We start from the raw sequence: 16,100 nt of genomic DNA on the forward strand, positions 1-16,100 counted from the left end.
CGGTAGGGCAGGTGACCAGGCGGTCGCCCTCCTCGCCGGCGACGCAATTCACCCAGGGTCATCGCCGCGGGGTCGGGGGCGCATGTCTCAGAGATGTCGTCACCGTGTCGACGGCACGAGGAGCGTGCTGCGGGACGCACCGGTGCGCCTCACGCCGCGGCCGGGCAGCACCCGCAGGGCGGACAGTCTCACGGCGGCTCGGTGATGCCCTGGATGAACGGGCGAGGCTTCTCGTCGGCCCGGCGTGGCCGGTCAGGAGCATGCCGGACAACCGACAGGGCTGGCTCAGCAACACCACAGGGTCAGCCCGTAGACATGAACCATGAGGCGGCCCGCCTTGGTCCGGCCGAATCCCAGGAGAGACCCGTGAACCCCGAACCCCACACCGAGCACGCAGCCCACGAGGAAGTCGTCTCCGTCCTGGAAGTCCGCCATCCTGGCCTGCGTTTTCGCCGCGACGAGGACGGGTCGCTGCACCGCTTCGGCGCCCTCCCGCTCACGGCCACCGGTGTGCTGGACGAGCGCCCTTTCGTCTTCACGTACCAGGGTGACCTCGCGCGCTTCCGCGTGTGGCCCACCGGCACCCAGACCCCGAGCATCCACGACCAGTGGCCCTCCGGATTCCCCAAGCTGGAGTCCTCCCGCGGCAGGATCGTGGGCGACCCGCTGTCCAACGTCCTGACGGCCGAACAGCTCATCGACGTGCTCGGCGAGATGAGCGAACAGGCCCTCACCCACCTGAAGCGGGACGCGGACTCCCTGAAGCCGGTCACGCTCACCATGCCGGGCAAGCTGCTGGAGCCCGAGCAGGTCACCGCGCTGCTGGCACCGTTCACCGGACGGGACCTCCCGCCGCAGGAGGCGCTGCTGGACTGTGCGAACCTCACCCACTTCTCCCTCGAAGCCCTGGGCCGGCTGGCCGAACGCACCGCCAGCCTCTTCAACATCACCACCCTGGTCGGGGCCAGCGACGAGCTGACCCACGCCTTCACCGACGAGGCGCAGGCGGAGGTGGTGCGCCGGATGAAGCTGGACCGGAGGGCTCGGCGCCGGGCGGAGCCGGAAGAGCGCGAACAGCGGGGCTGATCCGGGGGCGCGCCGCTCCCGGGGCAGAACCCGAGCCGGAAATGGAGAACGACTCGGCGCACCGGCCACCTGCGTCGGTTACCGATTCGGACGACTTCCGCCTTCTTCCGCGGTTCTTCAGTGCCCCCAGTCAGACTCGAACTGACACTGAGCGGATTTTAAGTCCGCTGCCTCTGCCGATTGGGCTATGGGGGCCGGTGTCGCCCTCTCGGGCGCCGCACCACCCTATCTGGTCACGACGCCGGACGGAGCGACGCCACCCGTCCGGATCGAGTATTCTTCGACGGTGGTCGAGCAGCCGGCCGCGTCGTCGTCGAACACGCAGGAGGCTGCCGCCGTGCACCACCCATCCCTCGCATCCACCGCCCGGCGGTCCCTGGAGGAAACCTGCCCCGAGCACGCCGCGGGAATCCGGTGGGCGGCATGAGCGGCGACCCAGCGGTGCCGGGTGACCCGGCGCCCAGCACCTACCTGCCGCCGGAGGCGGCGTTCCCCGCGGATCTGACCGAGCTCGCCGAGACGGAGCTGCACGTGCTCCACAGCAAGGTCTCCCGCCAGCTCGAGCAGGAGTACCTCACCGTCCCGGACGGGGCCCATCCCCTCACCCTGGAGCGGTGCCAGGAGATCACCGTGGAGCTCGACGCCCGGGAGATCAGCGCCGCCCGCAGCGTCCCGGACGCGCTCCGGCCTCAGTCGTCGTAGGTGTCCGCGAGCTGCCGCCGCTGGTGCTCCCGCCGGCTGTAGGTGGCCTCGCGGATGGCCTCGTCGCTGTCGAAGTTCGAGCCCAGGGCCCCGGCGAGGGTGCCCAGGGACGCGGCCAGCCAGGACAGGTGCACGTAGTCCAGGACGCCGACGGGATGGCCGAGCTGGCTCTGGAGGTAGTCGGCCTCGATCACCGCCAGGGACACGGCGAAGAGCAGCGACCACAGCACCGCGTACATCATGGCCACGCTCAGCCACACGGTGATGACGGTGGAGGCGTTGTCGGACCCGGCCCGCCAGGGCTCGTCGGTGTCCCTGCTCCGGTTCCACAGGCTGTTGTGGAAGATGAGCCATCCGCTGAGCGCTCCGGTGACCACCACGCTGATCATGGCCAGCCGCGCCGGGTGGAGGGCGTCGGACATGTTCCAGATGGAGGCGTAGAAGATGCCGAAGGCGCCGGTGGCCGCGGCGGCGGCCACGCAGCTGGCCAGCGCGGGGAGGAGCCGTCCGGGGCGGTTGCTCAGCACCATTCCCGCCAGCAGCCGCAGCCGGTTCGCCCGTCCGGGCAGCACGATGTAGGACACGTCCCCGTCGCCGTCCGGCAGCACGCAGCGGACCTGGCCGTGCCCGAGCGCCTCCACGACCTCGGTCGCGGAGGGACACTGCGCGGTGCCCTCCTGCAGGGCGTCGACCAGTGCGGCGAGCAGCCGGCGCGCCTTCTGCGCGAAGTGGTCGAGGCCCAGGGTCGGCAGGGAGACGAGCGCCGCGGCCGCCTCGGCGCTGAGCTCGCACACCATCGGGGCCCACCGTGGGAGCGGGGCAGGTCCGTCAGGTAGACCACGACGTCCCAGCCGTAGCGCTCCCGCAGCTCCTCCGCCCGGTCCAGCAGGGGGATGGCGCCCTCCTCGGTCAGCGGCAGCGTCTCGCGGCTGACCTCGATCTCCCAGGAGACGTCCGGACCGGAGCGCTCCGACAGCACCCCGGGCAGGTCCTCCGCGACCCGCCGCGCCACCTTCTCCGGCAGGCCTGGATCGGCCATGATCCCCACCGTCGTCGTCCGCATCGTCGTCCTCTCTCGTCGCGCGCCCGGCTCCGTCCACCGTCCACCGTCGTCCGGACTACCGGGCGGGTCGGGCGCACCGGGGCGCATCGGCAGGGCACCGCGGCGCCCGAGGACCTTCCGTTCTGCTCCGAGCCTAGTCGCCGGTGACCGGTCCGGGACGGGCACCGCGCACGACCCGGGGCAGGACGCCGAGCTGCGGCGGCTCGCGGGCCGGCTGTCCGGCGTTGTGCGGGCAGGCCGCTGGTGACGACCGCCGCGCGATGCCTAGGCTGAGGAGCGGTCCAGCAGACGGCCGACGGAATGCATGCGACGAAGGATGCTCCCATGGACCTGCGGGCTCCCGGATGGTTGGCCGCCTGAACCGGTCGGCGCGCTGTCCGGGGCGCGCCCCGCCCGGTTCGCGCTCGTCCTGGTGGGCGAGGTGCCTGTTCAGGCCGCGAGTCCGGACGCCGCGTCCCGGCCGCGGTGCCCGCGGTGCAGTGCGGGGCGGTGCTCGGGCAGCGGATCCGGGAGCACGAGCTCCACCGGGCCGATCTGCTCGAGCATGGCGTCCTCGTCGAGTGACCAGCGCAGCAGGTCCACCGCGGAGGCCTCCACGTGGTCGGCGCAGGTCAGATCGACCGAGACGTTCGCCGGCGGGAACAGGGTGCGCGCCCGGAGGACGAGCGGACGCACGGCCTGGTGGTTGTGCTCGGTCAGGCATCCGCTGACGACCAGGCGCACGGCGGCGCCCTGCCGGTCGACCTGGACGAGGACGGAGACGTGGTGGTCCATGGGTGCACCCTTCTTCGCGTGCGGTGGCCGCGAGACGGTGTTCCGCGGTCGCGTCAGCCTAGGGAACGCAGCGCCCGCCCACAAGGAGGTGTGCGCTTAGCGGACCATCCCCGCCCGTGCCGGGCCCGGGAACGGCTCGACCCCGCCGCCGGCCGGTGCCGGAGCGGGGTCGAGCGGGTCGGACGGTGGTGTCAGAGGCTGGCCTTGCTGGCGGCCGGGGCGGTGCCGGTGGCCTCCTGGAAGTTCAGCCGGGGCTCGCGCGCGTTCCGGATCGGCGCGGTGTCGCGGCCGAACACGGCGTTCAGCACGTACTCGGAGAACACCCGGGCCTTGCGCTCCACGGTGGGGATCGCGTAGCCGTGGTAGAGGCGGTGCATCATCCACGCCGGGAAGCCGGAGAACTCGACCCCGTTGCCCTTGATGCCGGGCAGGTTCTTGATGCTGGCCACGCCCTTGTAGAGGCCGAGGCCGGCCACTGCGCCGAGGTTCTCGTGGTAGTAGTCCTCGAGCGGCTTGCCCGCGCGGGCGGCCAGGACGTTCTTGGCCAGGACGCGGGCCTGGCGCACGGCGTGCTGGGCGTTCGGCACGCAGAACCCGCCGACGCCGCCGCCGGTCAGGTCCGGGACGGCCGCGACGTCTCCGGCGGCCCAGGCACCCTCGAGGGGCCCGTCGTCGCCGGTGATCCGCAGGTCGGCCCCGGCGCGCACGCGCCCGCGCTGGTCCAGCGGGAAGTCGGTGTTCTTCACCAGGGGGTTGGCCTGCACGCCGGCGGTCCAGACGAGGGTGTCCGTGTCGATCTCGCCGGCCGGGGACTTGTCCTGCATGTTGATCAGCTTCAGGTGCTTGTCCACGGCGGAGTCGAGGGAGGTGTTGAGCAGCACCTCGATGCCGCGGCTGCGCAGGTGGGCCACGACCTTCTCGGCCCGCTCCTCGGAGACCTCCGGCATGATCCGGCCCATGGCCTCGATCAGCACGAAGCGCAGATCGGAGGGCTGCAGGCGGTCGTTGCGCTCCACGGCGCTGCGGGCCATGTCCTCGATCTCGGCGAGGCCCTCCGTGCCGGCGTACCCGCCGCCGACGACGACGAAGGTCAGCGCGCGGCGGCGCTCGTCCTCGTCGGAGGTCAGGGAGGCGTACTCGATGCGCTCGAGGACCCAGTCGCGCAGCCCGACGGCCTCCTCGATGGACTTCAGGCCGATGCCGTTCTCGGCGAGGCCCTCGATCGGGAAGGCGCGGGTGACGGACCCGCCGGAGATCACGATCTCGTCGTAGGCGAGCTCGAAGGTCTCGCCCTCGTCGACGCCCTGGACGGTCGCGGTGCGGTTGGCGTGGTCGACGCCGATCACGCGCCCGCCGATGAGCTCGCAGTCGCGCAGGTGCTGACGGTGCGGGACCACGGCGTGGCGCCCCTCGATGTTGCCGGCGGCCACCTCCGGGAGGAAGGGCAGGTAGGTCATGTACGGGTTGGGGTCGACGACGGTCACGACCCCGCCGGAGTCCTTGATCCGCTTCTGCAGTTCCTGCGCCACGGTGAAGCCGACGTAGCCTCCGCCGACGATCAGAAGGCGCGGACGATCCTTGGCCAGTTGAGTGAAAGACATGCCCCCGAGTCTACTCAGAAAGCTGTCGGCCCCGGATCCCCGGCGGAAGCCCCGCCACCGTGTCCGGGATCGGGCGGGACACCGGCTCAGGCTCCGCCGTCCGCGTCCTCGCGCACGATGCGGCGGATGTGCACCGCGGCGCCGGCGGTCAGGCCCAGGACGAGCAGACCGAATCCTGTGAGCACCACCACGGGCAGCAGGCCCGTCTCGTCGATCGGGGCGACCGGTTCGGGCGGGGCGACCTCGGCCTCGACCTCCTCGGTGACCGGTGCGGAGCTCTCCGAGGGCGTGGCCCCGGGGGTCGCCCCGGAGCTCGGCCGGTGCACCTGCACCCACTGCCGCATGCTGCCCAGCGGGTTCGCCTCGACCTCGGGGACGTCCTCGGTCAGCGCGGCCTCGACGTCGAGCACCCCGTAGCCGTAGAGCGGGTCCTTGCCCGGGGCCCCGGTGTCCCGGGCGGTGGAGATGATCCGGTTGGCGACCTGGGCGGAGCTCATCTCGGGCCACTTCGCCTTGATGAGGGCGGCGGTGCCCGCGACCACGGGCGCGGACGCGGAGGTGCCCGCCCAGGAGGCGTAGCGGTCCCCGGGGATGGCACCCACCATGTCCTCGGAGGGGCCGGCGACGGCGATGGAGATGCCCTGGGAGGAGGACTCCCAGCTCGCCTCACCGGTGCGGCCCACGCCGCCCACCGTGAGCACCCCGGGGATGGTGGCCGGGGCGCCCACCTGGACGAGCCCGGATCCCCGGTTGCCCGCGGAGGCGACGATCAGGACGTCCTTCTCCTCGGCGTAGAGGAAGGCCTCGTCCCAGCTCTCGGGCCAGGAGGTGGTGTTGGAGCCCACGGACATGTTGATGACGTCCGCGCCCTGGTCCACGGCCCACCGGACGGCGTCCGGGAGCTGCTCGTCCACGCTGCGGACCTCGGAGGTCTCGCCGCCCAGCCACGTGGACACGGCGAGCACCTCGGCGTCGGGAGCCACGCCGACCACGCCGGCGGGCCGGCCGGGTCCGGCGTCGTCGCGCCCGCCCGGGGCCACGTGGCCGCGGCCCGCGGCCACGGAGGCGACCAGGGTCCCGTGCTCGGGCTCCGTGCCGAGGCCCTTCTGGCCGTCTGCGGCGCCCCCGCCCGAGACGTCGGTGCCGCCGACGACGGCGCCCTCCAGGTCCTGGTGGGTACCGTCCACCCCCGTGTCGATGACCGCGATCCGGGCGCCCTCCCCCGTCGACTCCTTCCAGGCCTCGCGCACCCCGTACTCGTCCAGCCAGTACTGCAGGGAGCGGATGCCGTCCTCGGCGATCCGCGAGGTGTCCGGGGCGGGGCTCTCACCGGGCGCCGCGGTGACGGGGTCCTCGATCGGGATGCTGGGGCCGGGGCGGGCGGCCGGGCGTGGGCCGGCCCCGCCACGGCGGTGCCGGCCACGGCGCACACGGCCGCCGCTGCCGTCCACCGCACGGGCACGCGGGGGCGCGGAGCGCGGCGACGCACGGGGGTGGAGGCCATGGGTCCTTCCGGGTCGGGGCCGGTCAGCCGATCTGGGACAGGGCGATCCCGTCCAAAATATCGTGCTCGCTGGCGATCGCCGTGCACACCCGGCCGCCGGTGGCGGCCCCGACCCGCTCCACGATCCGGCGCCACACGAGGGCTCCGCCGCCGATGACGTCGACCCGGCCCTCGTGCATGTAGGGCAGCGCGGCCCGTTGCTTGCGGGTCATGGCCGTGAGTTCCCGGCACGCCCGGTCGATCCTGTCGGCCTGCAGCTCGGTCCCGTCGATCGCCTCGGGGTCGTAGCCGGGCAGTCCGAGCGCGTGCGCGGTGACGGTGGTGATCGTGCCGGCCACCCCCACGAGGTGGGTGGTCTCGGCCAGGGGCACGCTCTGCAGCACCACGTCCACGGCGTGGTCGACGTCGCGCAGCACGGCCTCCTGCTGCTCCGGCGTGGGCGGGTTGGAGCCCAGGTGCCGCTCGGTGAGCCGGACGCAGCCGATGTCCACGCTGCGCTCGGCACGGACGCCCCGCGAGTTGCCGAGCACGAACTCGGTGGAGCCGCCGCCCAGGTCGACCACGAGCACCCGGTCCTCCGGGTCGGTGCCGGGAACGGCCGCGGCCGCGCCGAGGAAGGACAGCTCCGCCTCCTCGTCCCCGGTGATCACCTCAGGGCTCACACCGAGTCGCTCGCGGATCCCCGCGAGGAAGACGTCCCGGTTGCCGGCGTCGCGGGTCGCGCTCGTGGCGACGAACCGCAGCTGCTCCACGCCGTGCTCCGCCAGGAGCCGGGCGTACTCGTCGGCGGCCGCGAAGGTGCGCTCCAGGGCCGCCTCCGCCAGCCAGCCGGTGGCGTCCACGCCCTGGCCCAGCCGGACCACGCGCATCTCCCGCACCAGGTCGTCGAGGACCGTGCGGCCGTCCTCCTCCCGGGTGTCGGCGATGAGCAGGCGGATGGAGTTGGTGCCGCAGTCGATGGCGCCTACGCGCATGGGTCGTCCTCGGGGTGGTGGGGGTGGTGGGGGCGGGGGAACGCCGGGCCGCCGGAGCGGACCGGTTGGGGACTCAGGCGTCGCGCCAGGCCGGGTCGCAGTGACAGGTTCCGGGGGTCCACCACTCGGCGATGGCCTCCAGGGTCTCGTCGCCGAGCACGTTGACGCCGCGGCCGGCCGCCAGGGCGTGGCCGGCGAGCACGTGCAGGCACTTGACGCGCACGGGCATGCCCCCGGCGGAGATGCCCTCGATCTCGGGGACGGGCCCCGTGCCCGCCTGGGCCCCGATCCGGGCGCGCTCGGCGAGGTAGTCCTCGTGCGCGGCGCGGTGGGCCGCGGCGAGCTCCTCGTCCTGCAGGACCCGGTCGGACATCTCGTACATCAGCCCGCCGGCCTCGAGCCGGGACACCGCGGCCGTGATCACCGGGTGGGCCAGGTAGAACACGGTGGGGAACGGCGTCCCGTTGGCCAGCCGGGGCGCGGTGGCCGCCACGAGCGGGTTCCCGCAGGTGCATCGGGCCGGGATCTCGACGACGTCGCGGACCGGGCGCCCGAGCTGGCGGGACAGGACCTGCAGGTCCAGGGCCGTGGGCGCGACCGTCTCGGCCGTCACCCCGAGCCCCCGCGGGGCGTGCGGCCCGCCCGCCGCCTCGCCGGGTTCGTGTCCGTGCTGGAAGTTCACGCCGTTCCTCACTCCGCGGCCGTGCCGCGGCTGTCCGTCGCCGCGTCCTGCGGCTCGTCGGTCCCGCCCGTCGGGGCGGGGGTCCCCTCGGCGGCGCCGTCCGCCGGGACCGGGGTCCCGGCGTCCGCGGCCCCGCCGGTGTCCTCGGCGGCACCGGTGCCGTCCGTGGTCCCGGTGCCGGTGCTGTCGATGCTGTCGGTGCTGTCGGTGCCGGTGGTCTCGTCGGTGCCCGTGGTGTCCGCGCTGCCGGTGGTGTCCTCGGTGCCGAGCGTCTCCGGTGCTGCGGCGGCGTCCTCGTAGGCGGAGGCGACCACGGAGTCCCAGAGCGCATCCACCCAGGCGGGCTTCTCGGCCTCCACCTGGGCCGCCGAGGAGTCGACCACGGCGCCCTCCATCTCCTCGGCGCCCACCACGAGGTAGGACCGCTCCCCCGGCATGACGTAGAGGAGCCGGTCCCGGGCCTGCTGCTTGACGTAGGTCTCGTCGGACCACTGGTCCACCCGGTCCTCCAGGGACGCCTGCTCGGCCTCCATGTCGGCGATGGACTGCTCGAGAGCCGCGATCTCGGCGCGCTGCTCGAGCCAGATCTTGGTGGTCGGGGCCGCCAGGAAGACGATGAGCACGGCCACGAGCGTCAGGAGCAGGAAACGGCCGCTGAAGGTGCGGGCGGGGGTGGGAGAGCCCACGGCGCTGGAGCCGCCGCCCGGCCGGTGGGTCCCCGGCGCGGCGCCCTGCGCGGCGTCCCGGCCGCCGAGCAGGCGGGTGGTGCGAGGACGGGGAGCGGGCATGGGGACCTCACGGGGAACGGGCGGGGACGGGGACCAGTCTAGCGCTCAGGGGGCGAGCCGTCCGGGGACGGCCCACCCCCGCGGCGGCCGGACCCGCCGGCCGCCGCGTCGGCTCACTTCGCGGTGTAGCGCGGGAACGCCGAGGCGCCCGCGTAGCGGGCGGCGTCGCCGAGCTCCTCCTCGATGCGCAGCAGCTGGTTGTACTTCGCCACGCGCTCGGAGCGGGCCGGCGCACCGGTCTTGATCTGCCCGGCGTTGGTGGCCACCGCGATGTCGGCGATCGTGGTGTCCTCGGTCTCGCCCGAGCGGTGGGAGATCATGCAGTGGAACATGTGCCGCTGGGCCAGGGAGATGGCGTCGAAGGTCTCCGTGAGGGAGCCGATCTGGTTGACCTTCACGAGCAGCGCGTTGCCGGCGCCCTCCTCGATGCCGCGGGAGAGCCGCTCCGGGTTGGTGACGAAGAGGTCGTCGCCGACGATCTGCACCTTGGCGCCCACGGAGGCGGTCAGGGTCTGCCAGCCCTCCCAGTCGTCCTCGTCCAGCGGGTCCTCGATGGAGACGATCGGGTAGTCCCGCACGAGCTCCTCGTAGTAGGTGGTCATCTCCGCGGCGCTCAGCTGCTTGCCCTCGAAGCTGTAGGAGCCGTTCTCGAAGAACTCGGAGGAGGCGACGTCGAGGGCGAGCGCCACGTCGGTGCCGAGGGTGTAGCCGGCCTTCCCGATCGCCTCGGAGATGAGGTCCAGGGCCGCACGGTTGGACTCGAGGTTCGGGGCGAAGCCGCCCTCGTCGCCCAGGCCGGTGGCCAGCCCGCGCTCCTTGAGCACGGCCTTGAGGGAGTGGTAGACCTCCACACCGGTGCGCAGGGCCTCCGAGAAGGTCGCCGCGCCGATCGGGGCGATCATGAACTCCTGGATGTCCACGTTGGAGTCCGCGTGGGAGCCGCCGTTGAGGATGTTCATCATCGGCACCGGCAGCACGTGGGCGTTGGGCCCGCCCAGGTACTTGTAGAGCTCCAGGTCGGAGGCGTTGGCGGCCGCGCGGGCCACGGCGAGGGAGACGCCCAGGATCGCGTTGGCGCCGAGGCTGCCCTTGTTGTCCGTGCCGTCGAGGTCGAGCATGGTCCGGTCGATCAGGCGCTGGTCGGTGGCGTCGAGACCGATCACGGCCTCGGCGATCTCCTCGTCCACGGCCTTCACGGCGTCGAGGACGCCCTTGCCGAGGTACACCTTCTTGTCGCCGTCGCGGCGCTCGACGGCCTCGAAGGCTCCGGTCGAGGCGCCCGAGGGGACGGCCGCCCGGCCGTAGCTGCCGTCCTCCAGGAGGACCTCGACCTCCACGGTCGGGTTGCCGCGGGAGTCGAGGATCTGACGGGCGTGCACTGCGGTGATCATGGCCATGTGGTGCTCCTGACGTTGGTGCTGGCGTTCGTGCTGACGGTGGTGCTGGCGTGGAACGTGCGGGGCGGGCGGGAGACCGGTGCCGGGCACCCGTCGGGGCACGCCCCGTCACGACCTGGCGCCCCTGCCGGATCCAGCCTAGCGACTCGTGGCGGCCCGGTCCTTGCCGGCGGCGGCCCGGGACGGGCTCAGCCGCCGTCCCGGACGGCGGCGTAGGAGCGGGCGGCCCCGCGCAGGGCCCGCTCGGCGTCCAGTCCGCGGGAGGAAGCGGTGCGCACCAGCGCGAACAGGGCCTCCCCCAGTTCCTCCTCGGTGTGCGGGCCGGAGGCCTCCTGCCCGTGGGGGGCCGGGGGCTCGAGATCGTGCTTGCGGGCCCGGGCGAGGGTCTTCTCCGCGAGGGCCAGGGCGGGCAGGTGCGGGGGGATGCCGTCGAAGGGCCCGGTCCGCTCCGGCTTCTCGGCCTTCTTGAGGTCCTCCCAGCGGGAGTGCAGCTGGTCGAGGGTCTGCTCCCCCGCCACGTCCCCGGACGCCCCGGGGTCGAAGACGTGCGGGTGGCGGCGCACCAGCTTGGCGGTGATCGCCTCCAGCACGTCGGAGACGTCGAACCCGCCCTCGGCGCGCGGGCGCTCCTGGGCGACGCGCGCGTGGAAGACCACCTGCAGCAGGACGTCGCCGAGCTCCTCGACCAGCAGGGCGGCGTGGGCCGCCGGGCCGCCCTCGGCCTCGACGGCCTCGACCACCTCGTAGGCCTCCTCCACGAGATAGCGCACGAGGGACTCGTGGGTCTGCTGGCCGTCCCAGGCGCACCCGCCCGGCGAGCGCAGCCGGTCCATGACCGCCACGAGCTCCGCGAAGCGCTGCGCGGTGCGCTCGGGCACGCCCAGGCCGGCGGGGACGTCGTCCGTCCCGTGTCCCTGGCTCATCCGTGCATCCCTTCGAAGCCCTCCGTGATGATGCCCTCCAGCGCGCTGCGGTCCTCCAGGGGCAGGAACGCGGCGGCCGCCGCGTTGCGCTGCAGCTGCTCCAGGTCCTCGAGCCCGTAGCCGAAGTGGGTCACGAGATAGGCGAGCTCGCCGGTCACCGACGTACCGCTCATCAGCCGGTTGTCCGGGGAGATGGTCACCGTGAAGCCCGTGCGGTACAGCATGTCCACCGGGTGCCGCTCGGGGGCGGCGCCGAAGGCGGCCACCGCGCCGGTCTGGAGATTGGACGTGGGGCAGACCTCGAGCGCGATGCCCCGGTCCCGGACCCACTCGGCCGTGCGGCCGAGCGTGACGACGGCGACGCCGTCCTCCTCCTCGATCTCGATGTCCTCCGCGATGCGCACCCCGTGGCCCAGCCGCAGGGCGCGGCCTGTGGCCAGGGCGTCCCGGATGGACCCGATGCCCGCCGCCTCGCCGGCGTGCAGGGTGACCGGCATGAGCTCGTCGGCGAGCAGCTCGAGGGCCGCCCGGTGGCGCACCGGCGGGAAGCCGTCCTCGGGACCGGCGAGGTCGAAGGCCACGACGCCGCGGTCCCGGTTGTCGACCACCAGGCGGGCGACCTCGAGGGACCGCTCGGCGTGGCGCATGGCGCACAGGATCTGGGTGACGGAGACGATGTGCCCGGCGTCCTCCGCGGCGAGCACCCCTTCGGAGAGCCCGAGCCGGACGGCCTCGACGGCCTCGGCCATCGAGAGCCCGCCCGCGGTGTGCTGCTCCGGCGCCCACCGGACCTCCGCGTGCACGACGCCCTCGGCGACGAGGTCCTCGACGTACTCCCGGGCGCAGCGCACGAGCGCCTCGGGGGACTGCATCACGGCCACGGTGTGCTCGAACGTCTGCAGGTAGCGCACCAGCGAGCCGGAGTCGGCGCTGGCGCGGATCCACCGGCCGAGGGCCTCGGGCTCCTCGGCCGGCAGGCGGTGCCCGGCGGCGGCGGCCAGCTCGACCACCGTGGCCGGGCGCAGCGCGCCGTCCAGGTGGTCGTGCAGGCAGACCTTGGGCAGGTCGCGGAGCAGGCGGTCCGGCACACGGGCCGGACCGCGTTCGGCGGACGTCAGCATCACGGGCTCAGTAGTTCCAGTCCTGCAGGGCCTCGTTCATGTGCTGCGGGATGTTCGCCCCGGTCCGCGGGTACATGCGCAGCTCCTCGAGGTAGTTCTGCGCGGGCAGCCGCTCCTCGTAGCGCACGAAGGCCTCCTCGTCCGCGTAGTCGAAGGACACCTCCGGGGGGATGCCCGGGCGGAAGCGGAACATCATGGCCAGCGGAGCGCCGGTGCCCTCCACGTAGGACTCGTCCTTGAACTCCTGCACGTGCAGCAGGTCCTCGGGGACCAGGTCGAAGGTGCGGCGCTGGTCCCAGAAGCCGTTCTTGCGCACGTGCGTGAGGGCGTCGTAGTAGGTGCCCAGGGCACGGATGCGCACCAGGACGGTGGAGACGTCCATGGCGGTGCCGTCCGGGCCGAACAGGCGCCGCTGGGCGGCCGCGAGCCGGCGCAGCACGTCGGCCTCCTTGAGCACGAGGTTGCCCTCGGCGAGGGCGTCCTGCGAGGGGCGGTCCGTGGCCCCGGACGGGGCGCGGTAGGACGGGGAGACGTCGGTGGAGACGGCGGTCTCCGGCGCGGAGGAGTCCTGGTCCTCGCCGGCCGCGGTGCCGGCCGCGACCGCGGCGGCAGCGGCGGCGCCGGCGCCCGTGGGGGCCGGCGGCTCGACGTCCTCGTGCCACTCCTCGTGGTCGACGTGGTCGGGGACGCGCTGGGCGTCGTCGCTCCCGGGCGCGGTCCCCGGCGCGGTCCGCCCGGCGGAGGAGCCGGTGGGCCCGTCGACCTCGGTGATGACCGGCGTGCCGCCGGTCCCGGGAGCGGGCGGGGCGTCCGCCGTCGCATCGCTGTCCAAGGCCTCGGCGTCCCGCGCCGCGGCCTCCGCGGCGCCGGTCCCGGAGCGGTCCCCGGGCTCCTCGGTCCACCGCTCGTCGGGGCGCTGCTCGTCGGGGCGCTGCTCGGGCGCCGGGGCGTCCGCGGCGGCCCGGTCACCGGGACGCTCGTCGCCGTCCGTCCCCACGGCGCTCGCCGGGGGCGCCGGGGTCGGACGGCCCGACCGCCAGGTCTGCACGTCCTCGGCGCCGTCGGCGAACCCGTAGGTCGTCACGACGGGACGGACCCCGTCCTGCTCCGGGCCCACCTCGATGCGGGCGCTCTGCCACGCGCCCCGGGGGGAGGACATGGCCTCGCTGTAGAGGTCGGCGACCGGGTCGAAGAGCGGCGAGTCCTGGTCCACGGTGCCCGACTCCACGGACGGGGCCACGTCCCCCACGGACTGCTCCGTCTGGTGCGTCATGGTGTTGCCGCGCTGGACCAGGGTGAGCACGGCGCGGTCGGCACCGCGGGAGGTCAGCCGCTCCACGAGAACGGCCAGCGGCCCCTCCGGCGGCACCGGACGGGCCTCCCCGGCCCCGGGCGCCTCGTGCTCCCGGCCCGGGCTCACGGGTGCGCCCGCTCGCCCCTCGGCGTCGCCGGGACCGGTCTGCCCGGCGGGCGGAGCGGCCGGGCGGCCCTCCGGGGCCGTCTCCTGCGACCTGCCGTCACCGCTGTTCTTCCGGAAAATGCCTCGCAGACCCAACTGGACCCACCCTTCTGAGCGTGTGCGCACGCCCTCGGTTCTCGTTTCGCGCTGGTTCTCTCCGCAGTATAGGCGCGCCCGCGGGCCCCCTCCCGGCGGTCTCAGCGCACGGTCTCGAGGACCACCCCGCGGGCCGCACGGTCCTCCGGGGCCGAGGGCAGGACCACGGCGGCGCCCTCGAGGGCCTCCCGGGCCCGGGCGAAGCGCTCGGGGGTGTCGGTGCGCAGCGTCAGCAGCGGCTGGCCCGCCCGGACGGGGTCGCCCGGCTTGGCGTGCAGCAGGACTCCGGCCCCGGCCTGGACCGGGTCCTCCCGGCGGGCCCGGCCCGCGCCGAGACGCCATGAGGCCAGCCCGACCTTGTAGGCGTCGAGCTCCGTGAGCACCCCGTCGGCCTCGGCCGTGACGGTCTCGGACTCCCGGGCCTGCGGCAGCGGGGCGTCGGGGTCCCCGCCCTGGGCGGAGATCATCGCCCGCCACACGTCCATCGCCCGGCCGTCCCGCAGGGCCTCCGCGGGGTCGGCGTCGGGGATCCCGGAGGCGGCGAGCATCTCCGCGGCGAGCGCCACGGTGAGCTCCACGACGTCGGCCGGGCCTCCCCCGGCGAGCACGTCCACGGACTCCTGGACCTCCACGGCGTTGCCGACCGCCAGGCCCAGTGGCGTGGACATGTCGGTGAGCAGCGCGGTGGTCGTGACGCCGGCGTCCGTGCCGAGGTCCACCATGGTGCGGGCCAGCTCGCGGGCGGACGCGAGGTCCTTCATGAACGCGCCGGAGCCGACCTTGACGTCGAGCACCAGGGACTGGGTGCCCTCGGCGATCTTCTTGGACATGATGGAGGACGCGATGAGCGGGATGGACTCCACCGTGCCGGTGACGTCACGCAGCGCGTAGAGCTTCTTGTCGGCCGGGGCCAGGCCGGAGCCGGCGGCGCAGATCACGGCGCCGACGTCGCGCAGCTGGTCCATCATCTCCGCGTTGGTCAGCGCGGCGCGCCACCCGGGGATCGACTCGAGCTTGTCCAGGGTGCCGCCGGTGTGGCCGAGCCCGCGGCCCGACAGCTGCGGGACGGCCACCCCGTAGACCGCCACGAGCGGGGCCAGCGGCAGCGTGATCTTGTCCCCCACCCCGCCGGTCGAGTGCTTGTCGCTGGTCGCCGAGCGGGCCCCGGAGCGCACGAGCTGCGAGAAGTCCATCCGCTCCCCCGAGGCGATCATCGCCCGGGTCCAGCCCGCGATCTCGTCCCGGTCCATGCCGCGCAGGAAGATCGCCATGGCCAGCGCGCTCATCTGCTCCTCCGCCACGGCCCCGCGGGTGTAGGCGTCCACCACCCACGCGATCTGTGCGGGCGAGAGCGCCTCGCCGTCGCGCTTGGTGCGGATGACGTCGACGGCGTCGAACTGCTCGGTCATGAGGGGTCCTTTCGGGAGGAGGTGCGGTGCGGCGGCGGAGGACCGCCGGAGGACTCGTCGGAGGCGCCCGCGACCCGTCAGAGGTGCTCGGGGCCGAAGGCGTCGGGCAGGACCTCGGCCATGGTCCGCACCCCGGAGACGGTGAGCAGCCGCAGACCGGGCGCGCGGTGCTCGTACAGCAGCTGACGACAGCGCCCGCAGGGCATCAGGACGTCGCCGCCGGCGTCCACGCAGACGAAGGCGGCGAGCCGGCCGCCGCCGGACATGTGCAGGGCCGAGACCAGGGAGCACTCCGCGCACAGCGTCAGACCGTAGGAGGCGTTCTCCACGTTGCACCCGGAGACCACCCGCCCGTCCTCGGTCAGGGCGGCCGCGCCCACGGGGAAGCGCGAGTACGGGACGTAGGCGTGCTCGCGGGCGGCGACGGCGGCCGCGAGCAGACGCGCCCAGTCCACGGCGTCCTCCGGGGCGCCGTGCTCGGCTGCGGTCCCCGCCGGGGGCTGGTGCTCGGTCACGATGGG

The 16,100-nt window shown here is 73.9% G+C and carries 15 protein-coding genes and 1 tRNA gene; 2 read left to right on the forward strand and 14 right to left on the reverse strand.

Annotation, left to right across the window (positions count from 1 at the left end; translation table 11 throughout):
• Positions 1–366: 366 nt before the first annotated feature.
• Entirely contained in the window at positions 367–1,086 is a 720-nt protein-coding gene (locus BJF77_RS16210; RefSeq protein WP_075872818.1) for a hypothetical protein, read from the forward strand.
• 121 nt (positions 1,087–1,207) lie between these two features.
• Here the strand turns inward: BJF77_RS16210 and BJF77_RS16215 are convergent.
• Positions 1,208–1,281 (reverse strand) — tRNA-Leu (locus BJF77_RS16215).
• 228 nt (positions 1,282–1,509) lie between these two features.
• On the opposite strand from BJF77_RS16215, the gene BJF77_RS16220 reads away from it, so the two are divergent.
• Positions 1,510–1,788, forward strand: coding sequence for a hypothetical protein (locus BJF77_RS16220; protein ID WP_075872844.1), 279 nt, complete (start codon positions 1,510–1,512; stop codon positions 1,786–1,788).
• Here the strand turns inward: BJF77_RS16220 and BJF77_RS16225 are convergent.
• The 13 genes from BJF77_RS16225 to BJF77_RS16285 all read right to left on the reverse strand — a co-directional run bounded on the left by BJF77_RS16225 (position 1,776) and on the right by BJF77_RS16285 (position 16,094).
• On the reverse strand, positions 1,776–2,585 hold the full coding sequence (locus tag BJF77_RS16225; protein WP_139318620.1) for a hypothetical protein: 810 nt from the start codon (positions 2,583–2,585) through the stop codon (positions 1,776–1,778). The genes BJF77_RS16220 and BJF77_RS16225 overlap by 13 nt on opposite strands.
• A gap of 695 nt (positions 2,586–3,280) precedes the next feature.
• Positions 3,281–3,625 (reverse strand): hypothetical protein, encoded by a 345-nt coding sequence (locus tag BJF77_RS16230; protein ID WP_047804039.1) that lies wholly within the window; start codon positions 3,623–3,625, stop codon positions 3,281–3,283.
• 191 nt (positions 3,626–3,816) lie between these two features.
• Entirely contained in the window at positions 3,817–5,226 is a 1,410-nt protein-coding gene (locus BJF77_RS16235) for an NAD(P)/FAD-dependent oxidoreductase (RefSeq protein WP_047804038.1), read from the reverse strand.
• An 86-nt stretch (positions 5,227–5,312) separates the two neighbouring features.
• Complete coding sequence (locus BJF77_RS16240) at positions 5,313–6,656, reverse strand: S8 family serine peptidase (RefSeq protein WP_255396320.1); 1,344 nt, start codon at positions 6,654–6,656, stop codon at positions 5,313–5,315.
• Between the two features lie 97 nt (positions 6,657–6,753).
• Complete coding sequence (locus BJF77_RS16245) at positions 6,754–7,704, reverse strand: Ppx/GppA phosphatase family protein (protein WP_075872819.1); 951 nt, start codon at positions 7,702–7,704, stop codon at positions 6,754–6,756.
• Positions 7,705–7,777: 73 nt separating this feature from the next.
• Positions 7,778–8,386 (reverse strand): DUF501 domain-containing protein, encoded by a 609-nt coding sequence (locus tag BJF77_RS16250; RefSeq protein WP_075872820.1) that lies wholly within the window; start codon positions 8,384–8,386, stop codon positions 7,778–7,780.
• 8 nt (positions 8,387–8,394) lie between these two features.
• On the reverse strand, positions 8,395–9,174 hold the full coding sequence (locus tag BJF77_RS16255; protein ID WP_075872821.1) for a septum formation initiator family protein: 780 nt from the start codon (positions 9,172–9,174) through the stop codon (positions 8,395–8,397).
• Positions 9,175–9,287: 113 nt separating this feature from the next.
• On the reverse strand, positions 9,288–10,571 hold the full coding sequence (gene eno, locus BJF77_RS16260) for a phosphopyruvate hydratase (protein WP_047804034.1): 1,284 nt from the start codon (positions 10,569–10,571) through the stop codon (positions 9,288–9,290).
• 188 nt (positions 10,572–10,759) lie between these two features.
• Complete coding sequence (locus BJF77_RS16265) at positions 10,760–11,494, reverse strand: MazG family protein (protein WP_075872822.1); 735 nt, start codon at positions 11,492–11,494, stop codon at positions 10,760–10,762.
• The gene (locus BJF77_RS16270; RefSeq protein WP_047804032.1) at positions 11,491–12,615 is read right to left on the reverse strand and encodes an adenosine deaminase; all 1,125 of its coding nucleotides are present in this window, start codon (positions 12,613–12,615) and stop codon (positions 11,491–11,493) included. Before BJF77_RS16270 ends, BJF77_RS16265 begins: the two co-directional genes overlap by 4 nt.
• A 7-nt stretch (positions 12,616–12,622) precedes the next feature.
• A complete protein-coding gene (locus BJF77_RS16275; RefSeq protein ID WP_075872823.1) occupies positions 12,623–14,035 on the reverse strand; it encodes a hypothetical protein in 1,413 nt (470 codons plus the stop codon).
• A 236-nt stretch (positions 14,036–14,271) separates the two neighbouring features.
• On the reverse strand, positions 14,272–15,579 hold the full coding sequence (locus BJF77_RS16280; protein ID WP_075872824.1) for a thymidine phosphorylase: 1,308 nt from the start codon (positions 15,577–15,579) through the stop codon (positions 14,272–14,274).
• Positions 15,580–15,656: 77 nt separating this feature from the next.
• On the reverse strand, positions 15,657–16,094 hold the full coding sequence (locus BJF77_RS16285) for a cytidine deaminase (protein WP_369821431.1): 438 nt from the start codon (positions 16,092–16,094) through the stop codon (positions 15,657–15,659).
• Positions 16,095–16,100 lie beyond the last annotated feature (6 nt).

Origin of the sequence: Kocuria sp. CNJ-770, from assembly GCF_001942375.1 — a bacterium.
Taxonomy (GTDB): Bacteria; Actinomycetota; Actinomycetes; order Actinomycetales; family Micrococcaceae; genus Kocuria; species Kocuria oceani.